The sequence below is a fragment of the Acinetobacter sp. RRD8 genome (genome assembly GCF_031844225.1).
Taxonomy (GTDB): Bacteria; Pseudomonadota; Gammaproteobacteria; order Pseudomonadales; family Moraxellaceae; genus Acinetobacter.
Window position 1 is genome coordinate 325,188 of sequence record NZ_JAUZUU010000001.1, and the last position, 20,376, is coordinate 345,563.

Consider the following 20,376-nt stretch of genomic DNA (forward strand, 5'->3'; position numbering starts at 1 on the left):
TAGCTTTATCCAATTCCTAAATTTGTTACATTATGTTTTCTTTGTGATTGATTTTACGTCATTTAAATAAGATTTAATGCAACAAAAATCAATCAAACATCTGGGCTTTTAAACGCACAATTTCATCACGCATACGCGCAGCCTGCTCAAACTGAAGCTCTTTTGACGCTTTCAGCATTTCCTTTTCAAGCTTGTTAATGTGTTTCGCAAACATTTTTGGATCTGCCATGATATGCCGCTCATCGGCACTGATCGCACGTGCCTGATCCGAGACTTTCAATTCAATTGAATCATCATCCAATACTTCACCAGTATCAATTTCCTTGATCACCTGACGCACTGCACTGCGCGGCGTAATGCCATGTTCTTCATTAAACTGAATCTGCTTGGCACGACGACGATCCGTCTCATCAATGGCTTTCTGCATCGAATCAGTAATGCGATCAGCATACAAAATCGCCTTACCTTTCAGGTTACGCGCAGCACGGCCAATGGTCTGAATGAGAGAGCGCTCGGAACGCAGGAAACCTTCTTTATCCGCATCCAGAATAGCGACCAGTGACACTTCCGGCATATCCAGCCCTTCACGCAGCAGGTTGATCCCGACCAGTACATCATGCACCCCGGTACGCAGTTCATGAATGATTTTGACCCGCTCAACCGTATCGATATCCGAGTGTAAATAAGCGACCTTAATCCCGTATTCTTTCAAATAAGAGGTTAAGTCTTCAGCCATGCGCTTAGTCAAGGTCGTAACCAGCACCCGCTCATTAATGTCTTTACGTAGATTAATTTCTGAAAGCACATCATCGACCTGCGTCAGAACTGGACGAATTTCAATTTCCGGATCGATCAGACCAGTCGGACGTACCACCTGTTCGACAATCTGCTGGGATTTTTCCAGCTCATAACGTGCGGGCGTTGCGCTGACATAAACAGTCGTCGGCACAATACGTTCCCATTCCTCAAATTTCATTGGACGGTTATCCAGCGCGCTAGGCAAACGGAATCCGTAATTCACCAGATTTTCCTTACGCGAACGGTCACCTTTATACATGGCACCAATCTGCGGCACCGTCACATGCGACTCATCAATAATCAGCAAGGCATCATCCGGAATATAATCGAACAAGGTCGGCGGCGCTTCACCCGCAGGACGGCCCGACAAATGCCGAGAATAGTTTTCAATGCCGTTGGTATAACCCAATTGCTGCATCATTTCCAGATCATAGCGTGTGCGCTGCTCGATACGCTGGGCTTCCAGCAGTTTGTCATTTTCACGGAAGAACACCAGTCGCTCTTTAAGTTCGTCTCGGATGGTTTCAATCGCACGGGATAAATTGTCTTTCGGCGTAACATAGTGGCTTTTAGGATAAATGGTCACACGAAGTACTTTACGAACCATTTTCCCTGTCAGGGGATCAAACCAGCGGATAGAGTCAACTTCATCATCAAACAGTTCAATCCGGATCGCATCCTGATCGGATTCAGCCGGAAAAATATCAATAATTTCACCACGAATACGATAAGTACCGCGCAGGAATTCCAGTTCGTTACGTGAATACTGCATCTCGACCAGACGGCGAATAATATCATCACGGCCAATGCGGTCACCTTCCACCACATGCAGCAACATGCTCATATAGGCATTCGGATCACCCAAACCATAAATGGCAGACACCGATGCGACAATAATCGCATCACGTCGCTCTAAGAGTGAACGGGTTGCAGAAAGACGCATCTGGTCAATATGGTCATTAATTGCCGCATCTTTCTCGATAAAAGTATCTGAAGATGGCACATAGGCTTCTGGCTGATAATAATCATAATAACTGACAAAATATTCGACAGCATTATTCGGGAAAAACGCTTTAAATTCGCCGTAAAGCTGCGCAGCCAAAGTTTTGTTATGCGCCATGACAATGGTCGGACGTTGAGTCTGTGCAATGACGTTGGCCATGGTATAGGTTTTACCAGACCCGGTAACCCCCAGTAAAAGCTGGTCATGAAAACCCTGTTCAATGCCTTTAACCAGCTTTGCAATGGCTTGGGGCTGATCACCTGCTGGTTGATAACTGGTCACTAATTCAAAGGGTTTTTTATCACTCATAGCTTTCGCTGACTTCGCTGCGGATATAGATCTGATTTATTATGAGGGTAAATTGGAATTACTCAATCCCTGCTTAGGTTTCTGTTTGGTAAAATAAAACAATATTAGCATTCATTATTTGTTAGCGCTTGACTCACTCTCTAGTTTGAAAAATCATCAATAAAATATACAGTTACAAAGCGAATAAATACAGAACAAACCAAGCATTTTCAGCCAGCAGCTTTATTTGGGCATACTCGGCATCATATTCTAGCGCATGGTTGGAATTTTGACTTATCTGTTTGAATAGCGCTGCAGAATAATGCCTTGACCCCTATGCATTTCACGGGCAACATGAAGATCAGGATGGCCTAGAATAGACAATTATGACTTACCACTATCACGATGAAAGTATTGTTAAATCCCTTCCGGAAAATACGGTTTTTGTTTTTGGCAGCAACCTGGTCGGACAACACGGTGGTGGAGCAGCCAGAACGGCACTTGAGCATTTTGGTGCAGTCATGGGCGTGGGTCGTGGCTGGGCGGGTCAGAGCTATGCCATTCCCACCATGAACGAGCATTTGCAACAAATGCCGCTGTCACAAATCCAGCACTATATTGATGACTTCAAGATTTACACCAAAAATCATCCTAAAAATAAATATTTTATTACTTCCTTGGGTTGTGGGATCGCAGGTTATAAGGTCGAGGAAATTGCACCGATGTTTAAAGGCATCTCACGCAATGTCATTTTCCCGCAATCTTTCCGTCCTTTTGTCGAAAAGCCGCTGCCAAAATTAAGCGCAAATTTCTTACATACCATATTCCGCGATTCCGTGATTTTAACTCCGGCCAGCGATGAGTTGATTGAAGAACTGCCTTTGAGCGAAAATGAAAAAAGCCTGGCAAGAATTATTTTAAATACCCAGATCTATCCGACCGACAGCAATGGACGGGAACGTGTCTTTGAAATTGAAGATATCCTGCACAATCTGAATACCAAGCTGGTCGATTTTCAAAGCCATTCAGAAGGTGCCATGCTGTTTGGAGGCGTGATTTTAGCGCTACTGGAACTTTATAATATTAACGAGAAAGATTTTATCGATGTCTGGCAAGGCGAGAGAGAAATCGCGCCACCGAAGCCGGAAAATAAAGCGCGTAAAAGCATTCGTTAGTGCTATCAAAATATCTTTCAAAAAAAGCCAATGTTTGAATTGGCTTTTTTTTCTGGGCGGCTAAAATGTCGAATATGAAATCAACCAGGTGTGGATTTTATTTTGGTCGGCATTTAGAGAGCTTAAATATTTCGTTTGCTTTATTAAGAATAAAATTGAAAAAAATTTGGATAAATCTGAGTTTTAATTTCTTTTTGTTCGAAAATTAAATCAAATATTGATCACTAACTCCCCAAAAAATTCCATAAAAAAAGCCATGATTTATCATAGCTTTTTGAGTCTGATCAATTAGCGTTTGCCCATTGAACGGCGAGTGCCACGTGGTGGCATCCAGGTACGGTCAGCATAACGCTGTGGTCTTGGTCTTAAATCTTCCAGAACTTCTTCTGCAGCATTTTGCTCTGCTTGCTTGATCGGAAAAGGTAAATTAACCAGGGGCTTTTTTTTGGGAGGAGTTTGGGTGCTCATGTGATTCACTCAATAATATATGCAGCTATTGTACAAAAAAACTCAGTCGACTGGGTAGCAGGATCTTGGATAAATTCATATGCTCTTGTTTTGGAAAAATAAAAAATCATCCCATGATGATAAATGCTTGAATCAATGCAGCCTAAAATTTACCTAAACTCTCCTCTATATCTTCCATGATAAAAATTCATAGGATTGAAATTTTAACGCTCTCAAGAGTAAATTTCCTTCATTTTTATACTTAAGCTAGTCAGATAAAAATAATGATTTTTACACACTATACATTTCTTAAAACTCAAGAGATATAAACAAAAAATATACAGAAATTACCAATATTAACCATCGATTGACTTTTGGCCTGTTGTTCTATAACTGAATTTTTTAATGTAATTCACATAATTAGTTAACTAGAAAAACGAATAAACACACTGGACATGGAGTTCCAAATCAATGAAAACATTGCTGGCATGTATGGCAGGCCTAGCCACTTTACCTATGGTCGCGCATGCAGATTCCCCTTATTTTAGCTTGCAAGATGGAGATGGCTTTAAGCGTTTCTCGGTATCAGTCGGTGCATTGCATGTGATGCCGCAAGGCAAGGCCCAGCCCTTTAAAGTGAATACTGCTGTTAAAGAAGGCGAAACATCACAAGTAGGTGATATCTCAATTGACTCTGTGAAAAATAATCTTGATCCAGACATGGACCCAAATCTTTCCTCTGTTTTTGTTAATATTCTGGATCGACTTGGTACAGAAACACTGCCTGCAGAGTTAAGTGGGCGAGCTGAAATTTATGGACTGGAAAGCTGGAATAATCCTGGTACTGGCCTGGAAGCGGATGATGTCACCACTTTAGGCATCATGACCAATTACTATTTTACCGATAATATTTCTTTTGAAATGAAAGCCGGCATTCCACCTAAAGTAGACTTGCAAGGCAGTGGTAAAATTTATGCTCCTTTCTCTGCGCTTGCGACTCCAAGTCTTGATTTGATTCCACAAATTCCAGGTGGAATTGATTTACCCGGCATTGAATTAAAAAATGATATTCTCATTACTGATCTGGAAGCTTATGGGCCGGCCGCCTCTGCCCGCGCCTGGACACCTGCCTTTGAATTCCAGTATCACTTTGGTAAAACAGGGATCAATAAATTCCGGCCTTATGTCGGCTTAGGTGTGATGTATGCCTATTTCAATGAACTGGAAATTAACTCACGTACCGAGCAAGACCTGATTGCTGCCGGACATATGATTGCCAATATCAAGGAAGGAAAAGCTGGTGCTTCTCTGGATGGCACGCCAAGTTCAGCCAACCCGAAAGTTGATCTGGAAGCATCCGATGCTTTCGCGCCTGTGGCCACGGTCGGCTTTAGCTATGACTTTAATGACACCTGGTTTGCAGTCGGTTCAGTATCTTATGCACATCTAAAAAATGACACGACAATTACAGTGACAGATGCAAATCTAGGTGAGCTGATTCGCTCTAAAGCCGATATTGAAGTCAATCCGATTCTGGCCTATGCTGGGATCGGGATGCGTTTCTAAGTTTGAAACCCGATATTTGATTAAACGGCTTCGGCCGTTTTTTTAGGCTTAAAATATTGATAAAAAAAATTTATCTTTTGATCAATATTTATTTAATCGCCTCTATTGCTTGAATCGAATACTATACATATCAACTTTATAGGCATGAATGACGTATGGCTGACAGTCAATTTTCCAAAGCTCTTATTTTTATGCTGATTGGCTCCGCCATAATTTTGGCACTGTCACTGGGTGTACGTCATGCCTTTGGTCTGTATCTGGTACCGATGAGCGAAGAGTTTGGCTGGGGTCATAATATTTTTAGTCTGGCCATTGCCATGCAAAACCTGATCTGGGGTGCAGTGCAGCCGATCACCGGGGCATTTGCCGATAAATATGGCAGCAAGATTGTGGTGGCTGTAGGCGGCGCCTTATATGCAATCGGTCTACTCTTGATGGCAGTCAGCTCGACCGGATTATTGCTTAATCTGAGTGTCGGTTTAATTTTAGGTCTAGCCCTGTCTGCCACCTCATTTCCGGTCTTATTATCTGCGGTCGGGCGTGCTGCCCCACCAGAAAAGCGCAGTTTGGCGATGGGAATTGCCAGTGCGGCCGGGTCTTTTGGTCAGTTTATCATGCTGCCTTCGACCCTGTTGCTATTACAGAATGTTGGCTGGTCAGCAGCGTTAGTAGTCAGTGCCATTCTGATTGCCCTGATTGTGCCATTGGCCTGGATGCTGAAAGCACCGATGTATGTTCATCCCAATGCAGCCTCTACCCCCAATAAAGTCTCACTCAGTTTTAAACAGATTCTGGTGGTGGTGAAAAATCATAAACCCTTCTGGTTTCTGGCCATGGGCTTTTTTGTTTGTGGTTTTCAGGTCGTTTTTATTGGTATCCACCTACCAGGCTATCTAATTGATCATGGCTTTAATGCCACAACCGGTACGATTTTCTTAGCCTTAGTGGGTCTGTTTAATGTGGTAGGCACCTATACGGCCGGCTGGCTCGGTGGAAAATATTCCAAACCGCATCTGCTAATGGGATTATATGCCCTGCGTGGAATTGCGATTATTGCCTTTCTCATGCTGCCTCTCAGCACATGGACAGTCTATACCTTTGGTGTCATTATGGGATTACTCTGGTTATCGACCGTTCCGCTGACCAATGGCATTGTGGCCAATATGTTCGGGGTGAAATATCTGACCATGCTCAGTGGTATTGTATTTTTCACCCATCAGGTTGGCTCGTTTTTCGGTGGCTGGCTCGGTGGAGTCAACCATGATTTGAGCGGCAATTATAATGCGGTGTGGATGCTATCAATTGTCCTCAGCATTTTTGGCGTACTGGTGCATTTCTGGGTCAATGAGGAGCAAATCGTCCATGACTGATTCTCTACTGAAACTCAAACTCTCGATTGCTGTGGCAATCCTACTTTTACTCACTTTGTCGATTGGACTGTGGTTTCAAACCCCTCAGTTGTTTGAATATTTTAATCAGGCTTTCTGTGCACACTAAACTGCTGAAATATCCTCAGCAGAAAATGCGCAATCCATCGCAGAATAAGTTAAATGTTTTAAAATCAATTGAATAATAAAAATATAATATTATTCATAAACTTATCATTTCTTTTGATTTTATTTCAGTCCGGAATTTTCTTAGATTCTCATCAACAAGAAAATTCTGAGACTTGATAATGACCAGCTTAACCCAACTTTCACAAGCGATTCATGATGCTCCACGCTGGCATCAGCAAGATCAATTTCAACATCCGGATGAAATCAAGATTGTACCGCAAACCGGTCAGGCCTTAGGTGCAGTGGTCTATGGCTTGGATGCCCGTAAAGTCCAATCATCCAAAACCATTTTAAAGTTAAAACAGGCGCTGGCCGAGCATCTGATTTTGATCTTTAAGCAGCAAAGTCTGGATGATTTACAATACTTGGCGTTTTCAACTTATTTCGGTTCCATTTTCCGCCCAGGTGCAGATACACCGGTACTGGCTGCGCAGTCGGATAGCGGCATTCCACCCGATGTCGTGCCGGTGTCCAATGCCGTCGGTCAGGGAGATTACACTGGGCATGGTGAACTCACTCCACATGCCGATCATCAATGGACACCATTACCCTCTTTTGGCTCCCTTCTGTATGCAATTGAACTGCCTCAGGACGGCGGACAGACCAGCTGGATCAACACCATTAAAGCCTATGATGCACTCGATGAAGCAACCAAGGTAGAGATCGATCAGCTACAACTGATTACTTACAACCCTTTCGTGCGCCGTCAAAAAACCAGAGATCAGACTGATGATCAAGGTTATGGTTCAAGCCCATTGTATCGTTTTAAAGATCAACCGATTTTAAGCCATGCTTATCCACATCCACTGGTGCGCACTCATCCTGAATCCGGCCGTAAAGCGCTTTGGCTAAACACCCATACCGAAGTCGAGCTGGTCAATTATGATGATCAGGCTGGCAGTCAACTGATCGCCAAATTACGTGAGCATATTTCGAAACCTGAATTCGCTTATGAACATCACTGGGAAATTGGCGATATCGTGTTCTGGGATAATCAGGTGACTTTGCACTCCCGTCATCCATTCCCGGCTGATCAGCGCCGTTTATTAAAACGCATCAGTCTGGCGGGTAGCCGTCCATTTTAGAAATGAGAAAAACACAATAACAAGAAAGGTCATTACAACCTTCGATAATAATGACACACATGTAAATCCTGTACCATTGAGACTTTCACCGGCTCAATGGTTTTTTATTTTCAAGCAAAAAATTAACTTTGAATATTAGCTTTGATCCAGTCAATCTTTAACAAAACAAAGTAGCTGTTTACTTTTTCTCACTTAATCTGTCTGGTGTATTTTCCTTTTTCTGCTTAGCGTATTAGAAAATCAGCAATAAACCTATGGAAAGAGGAAACGACAATGAATCAGCTTCAATTTTCAGATTGTGTTCAAACCTGTATGAACTGTTCCCTGGCATGTGCCAACTGTGCCAGTGCCTGTCTTAAAGAAGAAGATCTGGAGATGATGCGGGATTGTATCCAGCGCTGTCTGGATTGTGCAGATATTTGTCAGCTGTGTGCCCGTATGGAACAAAAGCAGTCTCCATTCATGCATGAGATATGTGAACTTTGCGCCAAAGCATGTGACTACTGTGCAGAAGAATGTGGCAAGCACCAACATGAACATTGTCAGCAATGTGCCGAAGCATGCCGCCGCTGTGCTGAAGAATGCCGGAAAATGGCTGCTTAAAAATTCGCTTTGATCAACTTGACTGACTTAATCACTTCCAATAAAAAACCGCAAGTGAAGACTTGCGGTTTTTCTGTCTAAGTCAAATATCTCACTTAGAATAAACGATTCATACCATTTAACGTTGCTACACGATACGCTTCCGCCATGGTCGGATAGTTAAACGTGGTTTCTACAAAGTACTTGATCGTATTGTTCGGGCTGTTCATGACTGCTTGACCAATATGGATAATTTCAGAGGCATTATTACCGAAGCAATGTACACCCAAAACTTCCAGTGTTTCGCGATGGAATAGAATCTTTAATTCGCCCATAGTATCACCGGTAATCTGTGCACGTGCCAAATGACGGAATGATGCCTGACCGACTTCATACGGAATCTTTTCTTCAGTCAACTGCTGTTCAGTCTTACCAATCGAAGAAATCTCAGGAATGGTATAAATCCCGGTTGGAATATCAGTTACCGGTGCAACGTCTTTCTCGCCGCTCATATTAGCACCCGCGCAACGACCTTGGTCATAAGCAGCAGAGGCTAGCGAAGGCCAACCAATCACATCACCGGCAGCATAGATATTTTCAACTTCAGTCTGATATTGATCATTCACAGTCAATTGACCACGGCTGTTCGGTTTCAGGCCAACATTTTCAAGACCTAGACCATCGGTATTACCTGAACGGCCATTACACCACAAAATTGCGTCGGCTTTGATTTTCTTGCCGCTTTGCGTGTGCATCACCACATGGTCATCAAATGTTTCTAAAAAGTCGATCTGTTCATTATGACGAATCAATACACCCTGTTCACGCAAGTGATAAGACAGTGCATCAGAGATTTCATCATCCAGATAGCTTAAAAGTTTGTGTTGGGTGTTGATCAGGTCAACTTTATGTCCCAGACCAATAAAGATCGAGGCATATTCACAACCGATTACACCTGCACCATAAATAATGATTTTCTGGATGGAATAGTCCAGATCCAGAATTTTGTCTGAATCAAATACACGTGGATGATTAAAATCAAGAATGTCTGGACGATATGGACGCGAGCCGCTGGCAATGACCAGTTGCTTAAACATCAGCGTTTCTTTAATGCCATCTGGGTTAAATACAAAAATGGTATTTTGATCCTGAATGTAGGCACGACCATGATAAATATCAATTTTATTGCGGTCGTAGAAACGTGAATGTGTATCTACTTGTTGTTGAATAACTTTATGTGCATGACGCAACACTTGCTTCATGGTGAACTGCTTCCAGTCCCCGACTTTTTGAAACAGTGGATCACGTTGATAACGGATAATACTGGATACTGTTTGACGCAATGCTTTACTTGGAATCGTACCGACATGGGTACAGTTACCACCCAGCTGTTCACGCATCTCAACGATTGCAACACGCTTACCAGATTTGGCAAGTTTCATTGCCGCGCCTTCGCCCGCAGGGCCCGAACCTAGAACTACCGCATCATATTTAACGAAAGTCCCACTAACGACCTCTTTTTTACGTGGCATTCAACGCTCCTCAAAATTAAAAAATTCACTTTAATCTACCTGCTTATTATGACGTAAATCCTGTTGATTTGGTGTATTTAACTCACATATATTGCTTGATAAGAACATTTTTTAAATGAATACCCCTTTTTGCCCTATTTAGAACGAAGTCCGTTATAATAACTGCGCTATCTTTGAGTATCTCCCCCTTCAAAAACAGTGGAAAAGTTGAATATGTCTGAAAACCGTAAACCTGAACAGGGCGTCAAACTTCGCGGTGCGGAAAAAGTTGCCCGCATTCCTGTAAAAGTTGTTCCTACGGTTGAAACGCCACGTAAGCCGGACTGGATCCGGGTAAAAATGGCGGCACCTGAAGAAGTTCAACGCATTAAAACCACACTACGTCAGCAAAAATTACATACGGTGTGCGAAGAAGCCGCCTGTCCAAACCTGCCTGAATGTTTTGGTGGCGGTACTGCGACTTTCATGATTATGGGCGATATCTGTACCCGTCGCTGTCCGTTCTGTGATGTGGCTCATGGCCGTCCAAATGCCCTGGATGCAGATGAACCGCGTCATATGGCTGAGACCATTGCCAACCTAGGTTTAAAATATGCGGTGATTACTTCAGTAGACCGTGATGATTTACTCGATGGTGGTGCTCAGCATTTTGTGGATTGCATTAAAGAAGCACGCGCCTTAAGTCCGAATACCTTACTGGAAATTCTGGTACCGGACTTCCGTGGCCGTATGGATATCGCGCTGCGTATCATGACTGAATGCCCGCCAGATGTGTTTAACCACAATATTGAAACCGTGCCGCGTTTATATAAAGCCATGCGTCCAGGTTCTGACTATCAGCACTCTTTAAATCTGCTGAAAATGTTTAAAGAATACTGCCCGGACGTACCAACCAAATGTGGTCTCATGGTCGGTATTGGTGAAACTGAAGAAGAAGTGCTTGCCCTGCTTGATGATCTGCATGCGCATGGCGTAGATTATGTGACGATTGGTCAGTATTTGCAGCCTTCAAAAGAACATGCAGCGATTGACCGCTTCGTAACACCAGAAGAATTCGAGCGTTATACTGAACATGGCCAAAAACTGGGCTTCCGCAATATCTGGGCTGCACCAATGGTTCGTTCAAGCTACTTTGCCGACCGTCAATACTATGGCGAACCTGTACCAGCAGTGCGTCGTAAGGTTGACCCTGCCAAGAAAATTGCAGTTCAGGCCATTGAAGCTTAATCGGTTTAAATAGATGAAATAAAAGCCCTCTCAAGTAGAGGGCTTTTTAATATCTATAATTAAAATTTTACTCAGTGTTAAGCTGATTTTTCTCTATTAGACAAAGATTAAGTCATTACTTATCTTCACATTTCTTTGCGCGTTCTCACTTGAAGACTGAGCATTTTTCAAACAATCTCAGAAATAGATGAAAGATTTTAAAATATCGTTGCAAGACTTGAAAACGATCATTCTCACACGTGCAATGCTGAACCTGTTCGATCCTCAAGCGACAAAAAAATGAATGAACTGTGACAAAAATTCTATGAGATCCTGGCACAGGCAGCGTTGTATAAATCTGGAGAACTATAACAATGCTATTTATATTTGCTGTACTACTGCTATTACTCAGTTTATGGGCTGTTTTCTATTTTCAGCTCTCGCGTAGTGTGGGTGCAGTCGCGCTGATAGTGATGTCAGTGGTGTGTGCCTTTATTAGCCCATGGTCACTTATTCTCGGCATTCCGCTGATCCTGATTAGCCTTGTGGTGATGATCGACCCTTTACGTATGTCGTTTATTTCCAAACCGGCCTATAAAGCACTGGCCAATGCTATGCCGAGCATTAGTCCGACAGAACGCGAAGCATTAGATTCCGGGACCAGTTGGTGGGAAAAAGAGCTGTTTATGGGTGCACCGAATTGGGAAACCTTTAATAGTTATCCCTATCCCAAATTATCGCTAGAAGAACAGGCTTTTCTGGACAATGAAGTTGAGACCTTATGCAGCATGCTGGATGAATGGGAAATTCATGAGCAAAAAGCACTGCCTGATCATGTCTGGCAATATATCAAGGAGCATGGTTTCTTAGGCCTGATTATTCCCAAAGAATACGGCGGTCGTGCCTTTAGCTCCTTTGCCCAAAGTCGGGTGATGAGCAAGATTGCTTCGCGTTCTCTGACCACAGCCGTGAGTTGTATGGTGCCGAATTCGCTCGGACCGGGTGAGCTGTTGCTGCATTACGGTACCGAAGAACAGAAAGACCGTTATCTGCCGGGTCTGGCGCGCGGTGAAGAAATTCCCTGTTTCGGTTTGACCAGTCCAGAAGCAGGTTCAGATGCTGGTGCGATTCCTGATACGGGTGTGGTTTGCTATGGCCAGTTTGAAGGTCAGGAAGTACTGGGCTTGAGAATGAATTTTTCTAAACGTTGGATTACCTTGGCACCGATTGCGACAGTGGTGGGTCTGGCCTTTAAGATGTATGACCCTGATCATCTTCTGAGTGAGCAAACTGAATATGGGATTACCTGTGCCCTACTTCCTGCCAGTCACGAAGGCGTAATAGTGGGACCACGGCATAATCCTGGCCCGCCATTCATGAATGGAACAGTGGAAGGTAAAGATGTCTTTATTCCATTGGACTGGATTATTGGTGGCGTCAAAAATGCCGGTAAAGGATGGCGCATGCTGATGGAATGTCTGGCAGTTGGTCGTGGCATTTCCCTACCAGCGCTGTCTACGTCTACAGCAGAAATGACTTATTTAAATGTGGGGGCTTTCTCTCGTATCCGTCAGCAATTCAAAATTTCAGTCGGTAAGTTTGAGGGGGTACAGGAAGCCAATAGTGAAATCGCCAGTGACACCTATATGCTGGAAGCCTTCCGTTATCTGGTCACCTGTGGTCTGAATCAGGGCGGTAAACCTGCAGTAATGACGGCGATTGCCAAATATTACGCGACAGAAGGCATGCGTAAAGTGGTCAATCACGGTATGGATGTGGTCGGTGGCCGCGCCATTCAAATGGGCCCGCGTAACTTTCTGGCGCCTTATTATCAGGCAATTCCAGTCTCCATTACGGTTGAAGGCGCCAATATTCTTAGTCGTTCCCTGATGATTTTCGGTCAGGGTTCAATGCGTTGCCATCCTTATCTTTATGAAGAATTACAGCTCTTACAAGCAGAAGATCCGGCAGCGGCTCTAAATCCTTTTGATAACTTGCTGTTTAAGCATTTGGGTTACACCTTTAACCGGACTGCTCGCTCCTTTGCCTATGCCTTTACAGGTGGCTCCAATGCTGCGCCGCAAAGTGCTGTTGACTTTACCCGTCCTTATTACAAGATCATTAACCGGCTGAGTGCCAACTTTGCTTTAACTGCGGATATGTGTCTAGGATTACTCGCAGGGGATATCAAACGTAAGGAAATGCTTTCGGGTCGTCTGGCCGATATTCATGCACATCTGTTTATTGCTTCCTCAATTCTCAAATTTTTTGAGCATAGCAAAAAGACTGAAGATGAGCGTTTACATGCACAGCTTGCATTAGAAAAATCTCTATATACAGCGCAAGAAGCTTTTTTTGACCTGTTTGCCAACTTTCCATCAGGTGCAGCAGCAGGCATGGTCAAACTGTTATGCTTCCCATTTGGCCGTCCGGTACAGAAACCATCAGACCAGCTGAAACAGCAGGTAGCGAACAGTATGATGGAAGACAATGCTTTCCGCCAGGTCTTGAAAAAACATGTCTATTACAATACTCATGAACATGATGTCACCGGCCGTATGGAATCTACTTTCACCATGTTGCTGGACATTGAACAGCTGTGGGATCGCTTTAAAAAAGCAGAGAATAAAGACCAGTTCAAGGGTTTAAGCTTTGCAGAGCATGTGGCAGATGCACAGCTACATGGTTTTATTAATGATCAGGAAGCAGAAAAATTACTGCACTACAATGCGCGCCGTTATGACAGCATGTTGACCGATATATTCGATCTGCATTTGAATGAGGTATTAGAGCTTGAGAATCCGTATCTCATCAAGGAAGATGCCAAAGGAACGGATACTTCAGTGCAAACTGATCCTTCACACTCAGTATCACCTTAAATAAAACTTGAATTTAAGGTGTCATAAATTCCAGAGTAAAGTCATTTTATTGCTTTACTCTGGAAGCTTTACAAGTGGCTTTTCAGCCATTTTTTTACGACTATTGCACGATGGTATTTCGGATGAAAAGTACTAAGCTAGCCCTATAAGAAAATTGAGGGTAGACAATGTCACAACAAGATTATGAAAATGGCTTGAAAGTCCGTACTGAAGTAATGGGGGAAAGCTTTGTGCAGCGTGCTCAGGAAAATACCGTGCCTTTTACCCAGCCATTACAGGACTGGATTAATGAACATGCCTGGGGTTCGACCTGGCAACGTGAAGGTATTTTACCGCGTAAATATCGTTCTTTAATTACCATTGCATTTCTAACCGCGCAAAAAAGTCCCACTGAACTAAAAGGTCATGTGCGAGGTGCCCTAAATAACGGCGCAACGGTTGAGGAAATTCAGGAAGTGTTGTTGCATAGCCTGCCTTACTGCGGTGCACCGGCAACCCAGGAAGCCTTTCGTGCCGCGCTTGAAGTCATTCAGGAATATGAAACGAATCAGTAGAATTAAAAGATGAATATAGACTGTAAATTTCTGAAGCCTAGGAAGGTTTAACATTAGCTTAAGCTATTTAAATTAATAATCAATATGAAAAGCCGAGAGTTATTAAATTCTCGGCTTTTCATATTTTTGATAATAAAATCTGTCGTTATGGATTTAATTCAAAATAATGGTTTTTCTATGAATAGCAATTTATAAGAAAGACTCTAACCCCTTAATTCAATCTGTGTACGTTGTTCTAAGCCTTGCACCGCAGCGGAGAAATCCAACTGGCTGGCCTGTGGCTTGGCAATCTGCTGGAACTGTTGTTGCACCAATGACATCACTGATAAATCCAGTTGCTGCTGTTGCACTAGTTCCAAAGCAATACCAATATCTTTCTGCAATAAATCCAGCGCAAAGGTTTTATGAAACTCACGGCTTAAAACCCGCTGTGCCATGATATTTTCTGACATGCTGCTTTTACCACTGGAATGATTAATACAGTTCAACGCACTGCTTAAGTCAACTCCCTGCCCTTTCAGTACAGTTAAGCCTTCAGCCAGCGCCCATAAATGCGTAGCCATCAAAGTATTGTTAATGGCTTTCACTGCAAAACCGGAACCACTTTCTCCCACATATTCAATCAACCCAGCAAAAGCAGCAATGACCGGTTTGGCTTGCGTAAAGGCAGATTCACTTCCTCCCATCATCACGGTTAAAGTGCCTTTTTCTGCCCCAACAGTCTGACCAGATACCGGAGCATCCAGGTAATAGCTTCCCTGTTGCTCCAATCGATTTGCCAGTTTTTGGGCCGATTCTGGTACACCACTGGTACAGTCAATCCAGATTGCACCCGGTTTAGGTGGATGTGCAGCAATTAGCTTCTCTACATCCTGACTGGTCGGCAAGCAAGAAAAAATAAAATCTGCCTGAACCGCCTGTTCAATACCCACTGCCTGAGTCCTGAAAGATTGAGCATGATCTAGCGCTTTCTGTTCAGTCCGGTTCCAGACCCAAACCGGATGTCCGAGTTTTGGCAAATGGGAGGCCATATGCCAGCCCATTGCCCCAAGTCCTAAAAATGCAACTGTATGACTCAAAAAATACTCCTTATATTAAGCGACTGGCTTAACCTCAACTTCTGTTGCGGTCGATGCAGGTTCAGGCAATTCTTTATCTTCACCACGATTTAGGAACAGGTTCAACAAAATCGCAGCCAAAGTCGCAGTACCGATACCACCCAAATCGAAACCACCAATCTGCAAGCTATAATTACCTGTCCCCATAATCAGACACACCGCACCAATAATCAGGGTACTGTTCTTGGTAAAATCAACATGGTTATCCACCCAGATTTTGGCACCCGCCACAGTAATCAACCCGAAGACCACAATCGATGCGCCACCCAATAAAGCTACTGGAATGGTACTGATCACCGCACCAAATTTAGGTGAAAGTCCCAGCAAAATGGCGAAGATCCCGGCAAAGATAAACACGGTGGTTGCATACACTTTGGTCACTGCCATCACACCGATATTTTCAGCATAAGTGGTCATGCCGGTACCGCCGACAGAAGCGGATAATGAAGTACAAACCCCATCTGCAAAGAAACCGCGGCCCATATACGGTGACAGATTTTTACCAGTCATCGCGGATACCGCTTTAAAATGCCCAAGATTTTCTGCGACCAGAATAATGGCCACCGGTGCAATCATCAGCATCGCATTCATTTCAAAGACTGGACTCTGGAAATTCGGCAAACCAAACCATGCCGCTTCACCGACTTTGCTGAAGTCAATCGCAGGTCCGAAGCCCATCACATTGGTGAAAAGGAAATAAATCAGGTAGGAAGACAATAAGCCCAGTAACAGTAGCAGACGGCGTACCATCCCACGGGTAAACACGGCAATCACACTGATACAGATAATGGTGACCAATGCCATCCAGGAATCAAATTGGTTGGCTGAAACACTTTTGATCGCGACAGGTGCCAGATTCAAGCCGATAATCATCACGATGACGCCCGTGACTACCGGTGGCATTAGCTTTTCAATCCATGCAGTACCGGTTTTCATGACCAGCAACCCAATCAAGGCATAGACAATACCGCAAGCAATGGTACCGCCAAGCGCCAGTCCGATATTAGGATTCGCACCAACTCCGGAATAACCTGTAACTGCGACGACCGCACCAATAAAGGCAAAGCTGGATCCCAGATAACTAGGCAATCGACCGCCCGTGATCAGGAAAAATAAAATGGTCCCAATCCCGGTAATGAAAATCGTGAGATTGGGATCAAACCCCATTAATAAGGGTGCCAGCACGGTTGCGCCAAACATGGCAAACACATGCTGCAACCCGAGAATAATACTTTTTCCAGCAGGCAGATATTCATCTGTTTGCACGGGTGTGGTATCGAGATTGCCTTGGTAAGGCTTAAATTTTGGAAACCACGTTTCTTTTTCTTGCATCGGCTTCCCCTCCTTGATTAGGATTGAATTGAATTAGCACATTTTGTGTGGCTCACAGTAAGAACGGTTGAAGTACATCAGCGCATTGCCTTGACTCTGGCACATGGCTTTCACCTCACAGAACAGCACGTCATGACTGCCTACGGATAAACATTGGACCACCTCGCAGTCGAAACTGACTAAGGCATCCTCAAGTACAGGTGACTGGGTCACCAACGTTTTCCAGTTCCCCTGACTGAAACGCTCTGCCATCGGTGTTTTTCCACCGAACAGATTGGATAGATGCTGCTGATGTGAGGCTAAGGTATTCACACACAACACCTGATTATTCTTGAAAGTTTCATAAACCGAAGCTGAACGGTTCAGACAGACCAGCAAAGTCGGTGGCGTATCAGTCACACTACAGACCGCTGATGCCGTAAATCCTGCCTGTCCCGCCGTGCCGTGTGTGGTAATCACATTCACTGCAGCGCCCAGATTAGACATGCCCTGACGGAAAATCTGCTGATCGACCTGGGTCAATACTTCAGCTGCGGTTTCAGTCTTTAAAACCTTATTTGATGCATTATTCTCTGCAACTACGTCATCGATGATTTTAGAAAGTTTGGCATTCATGCTGTTCCCCCCGCCCCAAGTCAGTTTTCAGTGACAGACTTAGGGCTGATATAGATGAGATTGAATCAGGTGGTTCGACTTATACATGGGCAATCGAGGCGATTTCGACCAGCGCATGAGGTTTGACCAAACCCGTCTGTACGCAATATCGTGCCGGTTTATCTCCCGGGAAATACTCTGCATAAACGGCATTAATCGCTGCATAATCTGCCCAATCTTTGACAAATACATGATTGAAAGTCACATCGTCCATGCTGCCACCGGCTTCTTCAATGACGCGCTTGATGGTTTCCAGAATATGACGAGTCTGTGCTGCTGCATCGCCGACATGCACGATGTTATTATTTTCATCAAAGGCCAATGTGCCTGACACATAGACAATATTGTCTGCCTTGGTTGCCGGTACAAACGGCGCTAACGGTTTTGAAGTTCCTGCTGGAATAATGACTTCTTTAGGCATACTGTTTTTTCCTTAATCTTGATCTTTAATTCTTTAGGCACTTTCAGCCAATTTAGTTTCTTCAAGTGATTCACTTTCTTTTTGAAAGGTTTCGACAAAATTTGCAGTATCGGACACCCAGCCAAAGAAGGTCTTGATGTTGTACAAACTGGCTTCGTGGGCTTCGACTGGACCGGCCTGATGGCAAGCATCCGCCAGCGCCACGCCGAAATATTCCAGAAAGAAACCATCACGCAGGGTCGATTCCACGCAGACATTGGTGGCAATTCCGACAAAAACCAGATTGCGAATGCCACGGACACGCAACATGCTGTCCAGTGCGGTATTAAAGAAACCGCTATAGCGAGGTTTTTCGATCACCAAGTCTTGTGGCAATGGCTTTAACTCATCAATCAGTTCAAAATCCCAACTACCTTTGGCCAGTAACTGTCCCTGTAATTCAGGATGTTTACGCATGGTCTTTAAGGCATTGGATTTATGGAAATTTGGAGAATCTGTACCACCCGCTTCCTTATATTCGGCATCCCAGCCATTTTTGAAATAAATCACCTGAATACCGGCTGCATGTGCAGCATCAACAGCCTTTTTAATATTTTCAACCACCGGCTTGGTCTTTGAGACATCAAAGCCCGCCAGATCCAGATAGCCGCCCTGAGAGGTATAGGCATTCTGCATATCAATCACAATCAGGGCTGTCTGTTCTGGTACAAGACAAATCGCTTCGGGTTCCGCTTTAAGTGTTTTCCCTGTGCCGAGTTTTTCAGTAAAACCGGCTGTTACCACTGATTCACTCATGCGCTTTTCTCCAAAACTGGTTCTGCACCTTCAATGACAATATGCTCACGGCATTTCATCAGGGGCTGGATTTTTTGACCAAAATCTTCAACCCCTTGAATAAAATCATTAAAAGTTAATAGTACGCCTTCAGTACCCTTGATCTCGCCAATTTCATCCAACATTCGTGCCACATTTTCATAAGAGCCTACCAAGGTGCCCATATTGATATTGACTGGAGATACGCTAGAAGCCATTTGACGGATATTGGTATCTGTGCCCGAAGTGGTATCTTTACCGCCCTGATTCATCAGCCAGTTAATCGCTTCCATGTCGGCACCATCGTTATAGTGCTGCCATTTGGCTTGAGCTTCTTCATCAGTTTCGGCTGCAATCACCATAAACAGCACATAAGTCTGTACATCACGGCCAGTCACGTCCGTTTTTTCTTTCAGGCGGTTATTAATTTCTGCATAAGCTGTTGGAGTATTCAGGCCTTTACCAAATACGAAGTTATAGTCGGCATATTGTGCAGAAAACTCTAAACCTGCATCAGACTGACCTGCACAGATAATTTTCATATCCGCTTGTGGACGTGGGCTGACACGGCAGTCTTCCATCTGGAAATGTTCGCCCTTAAAGTCGGATTTACCAGTAGCCCAAAGTTCACGCAGAATTTGTACATATTCAGACAGATATTCATAGCGTTTACCAAAATAGTCATTGCCTGGCCACATGCCCATTTGGGTATATTCAGGTGGCTGCCAGCCGGTCACCACATTCAAACCAAAACGGCCATTTGAAATCGAATCAATGGTTGATGCCATTCGCGCGACAATTGCAGGTGGCATCACCAGAGTTGCAGCAGTTGCGAAAATTTTAATTTTGCTGGTGACAGCAGCAAGACCTGCCATCAGGGTGAACGTTTCCAGGTTATGTTCCCAGAATTCAGTCCTGCCACCAAAGCCACGCAGCTTGATCATGGAAAGTGCGAAATCGAAACCATAGTGCTCAGCACGCTGTACGATTTGTTTGTTTAACTCAAAAGTCGGCATGTACTGCGGTGCATTTTCAGAGAGTAACCAGCCATTATTTCCGATTGGACAGAAGACACCTATTTTCATTTTCACACCTCATTATTTTTAACACTTATTCAAAATTCTGATTCCACTTCGGGAATTTTATTTACAAGATAAACATTGCAAAGCGTGTGCCAACTATATTTAATTTATAAATATCAAACACTTAATATTTTATTTTTTGAATTTTTAGTAAAATATCTATTTTTACCTATGAGTCAATTTTGAACATACTGTTTCATTCAAGTGCACTCGTAGCGATTTGTGCATTTGCAGTTCATGCATCAATTCGAAGTAAAAACCATGCTGATGCTACAAAAATGATTG

The 20,376-nt window shown here is 43.8% G+C and carries 18 protein-coding genes; 9 read left to right on the forward strand and 9 right to left on the reverse strand.

Translation table 11 applies throughout. The features are described from left to right. Nucleotides 1-88: 88 nt before the first annotated feature. Nucleotides 89-2,110, reverse strand: coding sequence for an excinuclease ABC subunit UvrB (gene uvrB / locus Q9R24_RS01625; protein ID WP_311203572.1), 2,022 nt, complete (start codon nucleotides 2,108-2,110; stop codon nucleotides 89-91). A gap of 365 nt (nucleotides 2,111-2,475) precedes the next feature. Between uvrB and Q9R24_RS01630 the strand changes: the two genes are divergently transcribed. Beyond that, the gene (locus Q9R24_RS01630; RefSeq protein WP_311203573.1) at nucleotides 2,476-3,264 is read left to right on the forward strand and encodes a hypothetical protein; all 789 of its coding nucleotides are present in this window, start codon (nucleotides 2,476-2,478) and stop codon (nucleotides 3,262-3,264) included. Nucleotides 3,265-3,552: 288 nt separating this feature from the next. On the opposite strand, the gene Q9R24_RS01635 is transcribed toward Q9R24_RS01630, so the two are convergent. Beyond that, nucleotides 3,553-3,732 (reverse strand): hypothetical protein, encoded by a 180-nt coding sequence (locus Q9R24_RS01635; protein ID WP_004646507.1) that lies wholly within the window; start codon nucleotides 3,730-3,732, stop codon nucleotides 3,553-3,555. Between the two features lie 450 nt (nucleotides 3,733-4,182). On the opposite strand from Q9R24_RS01635, the gene Q9R24_RS01640 reads away from it, so the two are divergent. From Q9R24_RS01640 to Q9R24_RS01660, 5 genes are all read left to right on the forward strand, one after another. Then, nucleotides 4,183-5,277 carry an OmpW family outer membrane protein gene (locus tag Q9R24_RS01640; RefSeq protein WP_311203574.1) on the forward strand — a complete coding sequence of 365 codons (1,095 nt, stop codon included), beginning with the start codon at nucleotides 4,183-4,185 and terminating at the stop codon, nucleotides 5,275-5,277. Nucleotides 5,278-5,432: 155 nt separating this feature from the next. Beyond that, nucleotides 5,433-6,647, forward strand: a complete 1,215-nt coding sequence (locus Q9R24_RS01645) for an MFS transporter (RefSeq protein ID WP_311203575.1) — start codon at nucleotides 5,433-5,435, stop codon at nucleotides 6,645-6,647. Beyond that, complete coding sequence (locus Q9R24_RS01650; protein WP_311203576.1) at nucleotides 6,640-6,774, forward strand: hypothetical protein; 135 nt, start codon at nucleotides 6,640-6,642, stop codon at nucleotides 6,772-6,774. Before Q9R24_RS01645 ends, Q9R24_RS01650 begins: the two co-directional genes overlap by 8 nt. 178 nt (nucleotides 6,775-6,952) lie before the next feature. Then, complete coding sequence (locus tag Q9R24_RS01655) at nucleotides 6,953-7,918, forward strand: TauD/TfdA family dioxygenase (RefSeq protein WP_311203577.1); 966 nt, start codon at nucleotides 6,953-6,955, stop codon at nucleotides 7,916-7,918. A 273-nt stretch (nucleotides 7,919-8,191) separates the two neighbouring features. Then, nucleotides 8,192-8,521, forward strand: coding sequence for a four-helix bundle copper-binding protein (locus Q9R24_RS01660; RefSeq protein ID WP_311203578.1), 330 nt, complete (start codon nucleotides 8,192-8,194; stop codon nucleotides 8,519-8,521). Nucleotides 8,522-8,616: 95 nt separating this feature from the next. Here Q9R24_RS01660 and sthA read toward each other — a convergent pair whose 3' ends face one another. Next, nucleotides 8,617-10,032 (reverse strand): Si-specific NAD(P)(+) transhydrogenase, encoded by a 1,416-nt coding sequence (gene sthA, locus Q9R24_RS01665; protein ID WP_004646501.1) that lies wholly within the window; start codon nucleotides 10,030-10,032, stop codon nucleotides 8,617-8,619. Between the two features lie 213 nt (nucleotides 10,033-10,245). Here sthA and lipA point away from each other — a divergent pair, with 213 nt between their 5' ends. The 3 genes from lipA (at nucleotide 10,246) to Q9R24_RS01680 (ending at nucleotide 14,671) form a co-directional block, all read left to right on the forward strand. Then, a complete protein-coding gene (lipA, locus tag Q9R24_RS01670; protein ID WP_005246834.1) occupies nucleotides 10,246-11,259 on the forward strand; it encodes a lipoyl synthase in 1,014 nt (337 codons plus the stop codon). Between the two features lie 353 nt (nucleotides 11,260-11,612). After that, nucleotides 11,613-14,117, forward strand: a complete 2,505-nt coding sequence (locus tag Q9R24_RS01675; protein ID WP_311203579.1) for an acyl-CoA dehydrogenase — start codon at nucleotides 11,613-11,615, stop codon at nucleotides 14,115-14,117. A gap of 167 nt (nucleotides 14,118-14,284) precedes the next feature. Further along, on the forward strand, nucleotides 14,285-14,671 hold the full coding sequence (locus Q9R24_RS01680) for a carboxymuconolactone decarboxylase family protein (RefSeq protein WP_253173300.1): 387 nt from the start codon (nucleotides 14,285-14,287) through the stop codon (nucleotides 14,669-14,671). A gap of 203 nt (nucleotides 14,672-14,874) precedes the next feature. Here the strand turns inward: Q9R24_RS01680 and Q9R24_RS01685 are convergent, their stop codons facing one another. From Q9R24_RS01685 to rutA, 6 genes are all read right to left on the reverse strand, one after another. Continuing rightward, the gene (locus tag Q9R24_RS01685; protein WP_404976554.1) at nucleotides 14,875-15,714 is read right to left on the reverse strand and encodes an NAD(P)-dependent oxidoreductase; all 840 of its coding nucleotides are present in this window, start codon (nucleotides 15,712-15,714) and stop codon (nucleotides 14,875-14,877) included. A 51-nt stretch (nucleotides 15,715-15,765) separates the two neighbouring features. After that, a complete protein-coding gene (rutG, locus tag Q9R24_RS01690; protein ID WP_311203581.1) occupies nucleotides 15,766-17,121 on the reverse strand; it encodes a pyrimidine utilization transport protein G in 1,356 nt (451 codons plus the stop codon). Between the two features lie 33 nt (nucleotides 17,122-17,154). Beyond that, entirely contained in the window at nucleotides 17,155-17,643 is a 489-nt protein-coding gene (gene rutF / locus Q9R24_RS01695) for an NADH-dependent FMN reductase RutF (protein WP_404976555.1), read from the reverse strand. Between the two features lie 172 nt (nucleotides 17,644-17,815). Next, nucleotides 17,816-18,196 carry a pyrimidine utilization protein C gene (gene rutC, locus Q9R24_RS01700; RefSeq protein ID WP_253173297.1) on the reverse strand — a complete coding sequence of 127 codons (381 nt, stop codon included), beginning with the start codon at nucleotides 18,194-18,196 and terminating at the stop codon, nucleotides 17,816-17,818. Between the two features lie 33 nt (nucleotides 18,197-18,229). Next, nucleotides 18,230-18,991, reverse strand: coding sequence for a pyrimidine utilization protein B (rutB, locus tag Q9R24_RS01705; protein WP_311203582.1), 762 nt, complete (start codon nucleotides 18,989-18,991; stop codon nucleotides 18,230-18,232). Then, nucleotides 18,988-20,094 carry a pyrimidine utilization protein A gene (rutA, locus tag Q9R24_RS01710; protein WP_311203583.1) on the reverse strand — a complete coding sequence of 369 codons (1,107 nt, stop codon included), beginning with the start codon at nucleotides 20,092-20,094 and terminating at the stop codon, nucleotides 18,988-18,990. The genes rutB and rutA overlap by 4 nt, the downstream gene beginning before the upstream one ends. Between the last annotated feature and the right edge of the window lie 282 nt (nucleotides 20,095-20,376).

What these genes read in the sequence shown, in the direction of transcription:
- uvrB (WP_311203572.1), bottom strand. Translation starts at nt 2,110, where the DNA reads ATGAGTGATAAAAAACCCTTTGAATTAGTGACCAGTTATCAACCAGCA.
- Q9R24_RS01630 (WP_311203573.1), top strand. Translation starts at nt 2,476, where the DNA reads ATGACTTACCACTATCACGATGAAAGTATTGTTAAATCCCTTCCGGAA.
- Q9R24_RS01635 (WP_004646507.1), bottom strand. Translation starts at nt 3,732, where the DNA reads ATGAGCACCCAAACTCCTCCCAAAAAAAAGCCCCTGGTTAATTTACCT.
- Q9R24_RS01640 (WP_311203574.1), top strand. Translation starts at nt 4,183, where the DNA reads ATGAAAACATTGCTGGCATGTATGGCAGGCCTAGCCACTTTACCTATG.
- Q9R24_RS01645 (WP_311203575.1), top strand. Translation starts at nt 5,433, where the DNA reads ATGGCTGACAGTCAATTTTCCAAAGCTCTTATTTTTATGCTGATTGGC.
- Q9R24_RS01650 (WP_311203576.1), top strand. Translation starts at nt 6,640, where the DNA reads ATGACTGATTCTCTACTGAAACTCAAACTCTCGATTGCTGTGGCAATC.
- Q9R24_RS01655 (WP_311203577.1), top strand. Translation starts at nt 6,953, where the DNA reads ATGACCAGCTTAACCCAACTTTCACAAGCGATTCATGATGCTCCACGC.
- Q9R24_RS01660 (WP_311203578.1), top strand. Translation starts at nt 8,192, where the DNA reads ATGAATCAGCTTCAATTTTCAGATTGTGTTCAAACCTGTATGAACTGT.
- sthA (WP_004646501.1), bottom strand. Translation starts at nt 10,032, where the DNA reads ATGCCACGTAAAAAAGAGGTCGTTAGTGGGACTTTCGTTAAATATGAT.
- lipA (WP_005246834.1), top strand. Translation starts at nt 10,246, where the DNA reads ATGTCTGAAAACCGTAAACCTGAACAGGGCGTCAAACTTCGCGGTGCG.
- Q9R24_RS01675 (WP_311203579.1), top strand. Translation starts at nt 11,613, where the DNA reads ATGCTATTTATATTTGCTGTACTACTGCTATTACTCAGTTTATGGGCT.
- Q9R24_RS01680 (WP_253173300.1), top strand. Translation starts at nt 14,285, where the DNA reads ATGTCACAACAAGATTATGAAAATGGCTTGAAAGTCCGTACTGAAGTA.
- Q9R24_RS01685 (WP_404976554.1), bottom strand. Translation starts at nt 15,714, where the DNA reads ATGGGCTGGCATATGGCCTCCCATTTGCCAAAACTCGGACATCCGGTT.
- rutG (WP_311203581.1), bottom strand. Translation starts at nt 17,121, where the DNA reads ATGCAAGAAAAAGAAACGTGGTTTCCAAAATTTAAGCCTTACCAAGGC.
- rutC (WP_253173297.1), bottom strand. Translation starts at nt 18,196, where the DNA reads ATGCCTAAAGAAGTCATTATTCCAGCAGGAACTTCAAAACCGTTAGCG.
- rutB (WP_311203582.1), bottom strand. Translation starts at nt 18,991, where the DNA reads ATGAGTGAATCAGTGGTAACAGCCGGTTTTACTGAAAAACTCGGCACA.
- rutA (WP_311203583.1), bottom strand. Translation starts at nt 20,094, where the DNA reads ATGAAAATAGGTGTCTTCTGTCCAATCGGAAATAATGGCTGGTTACTC.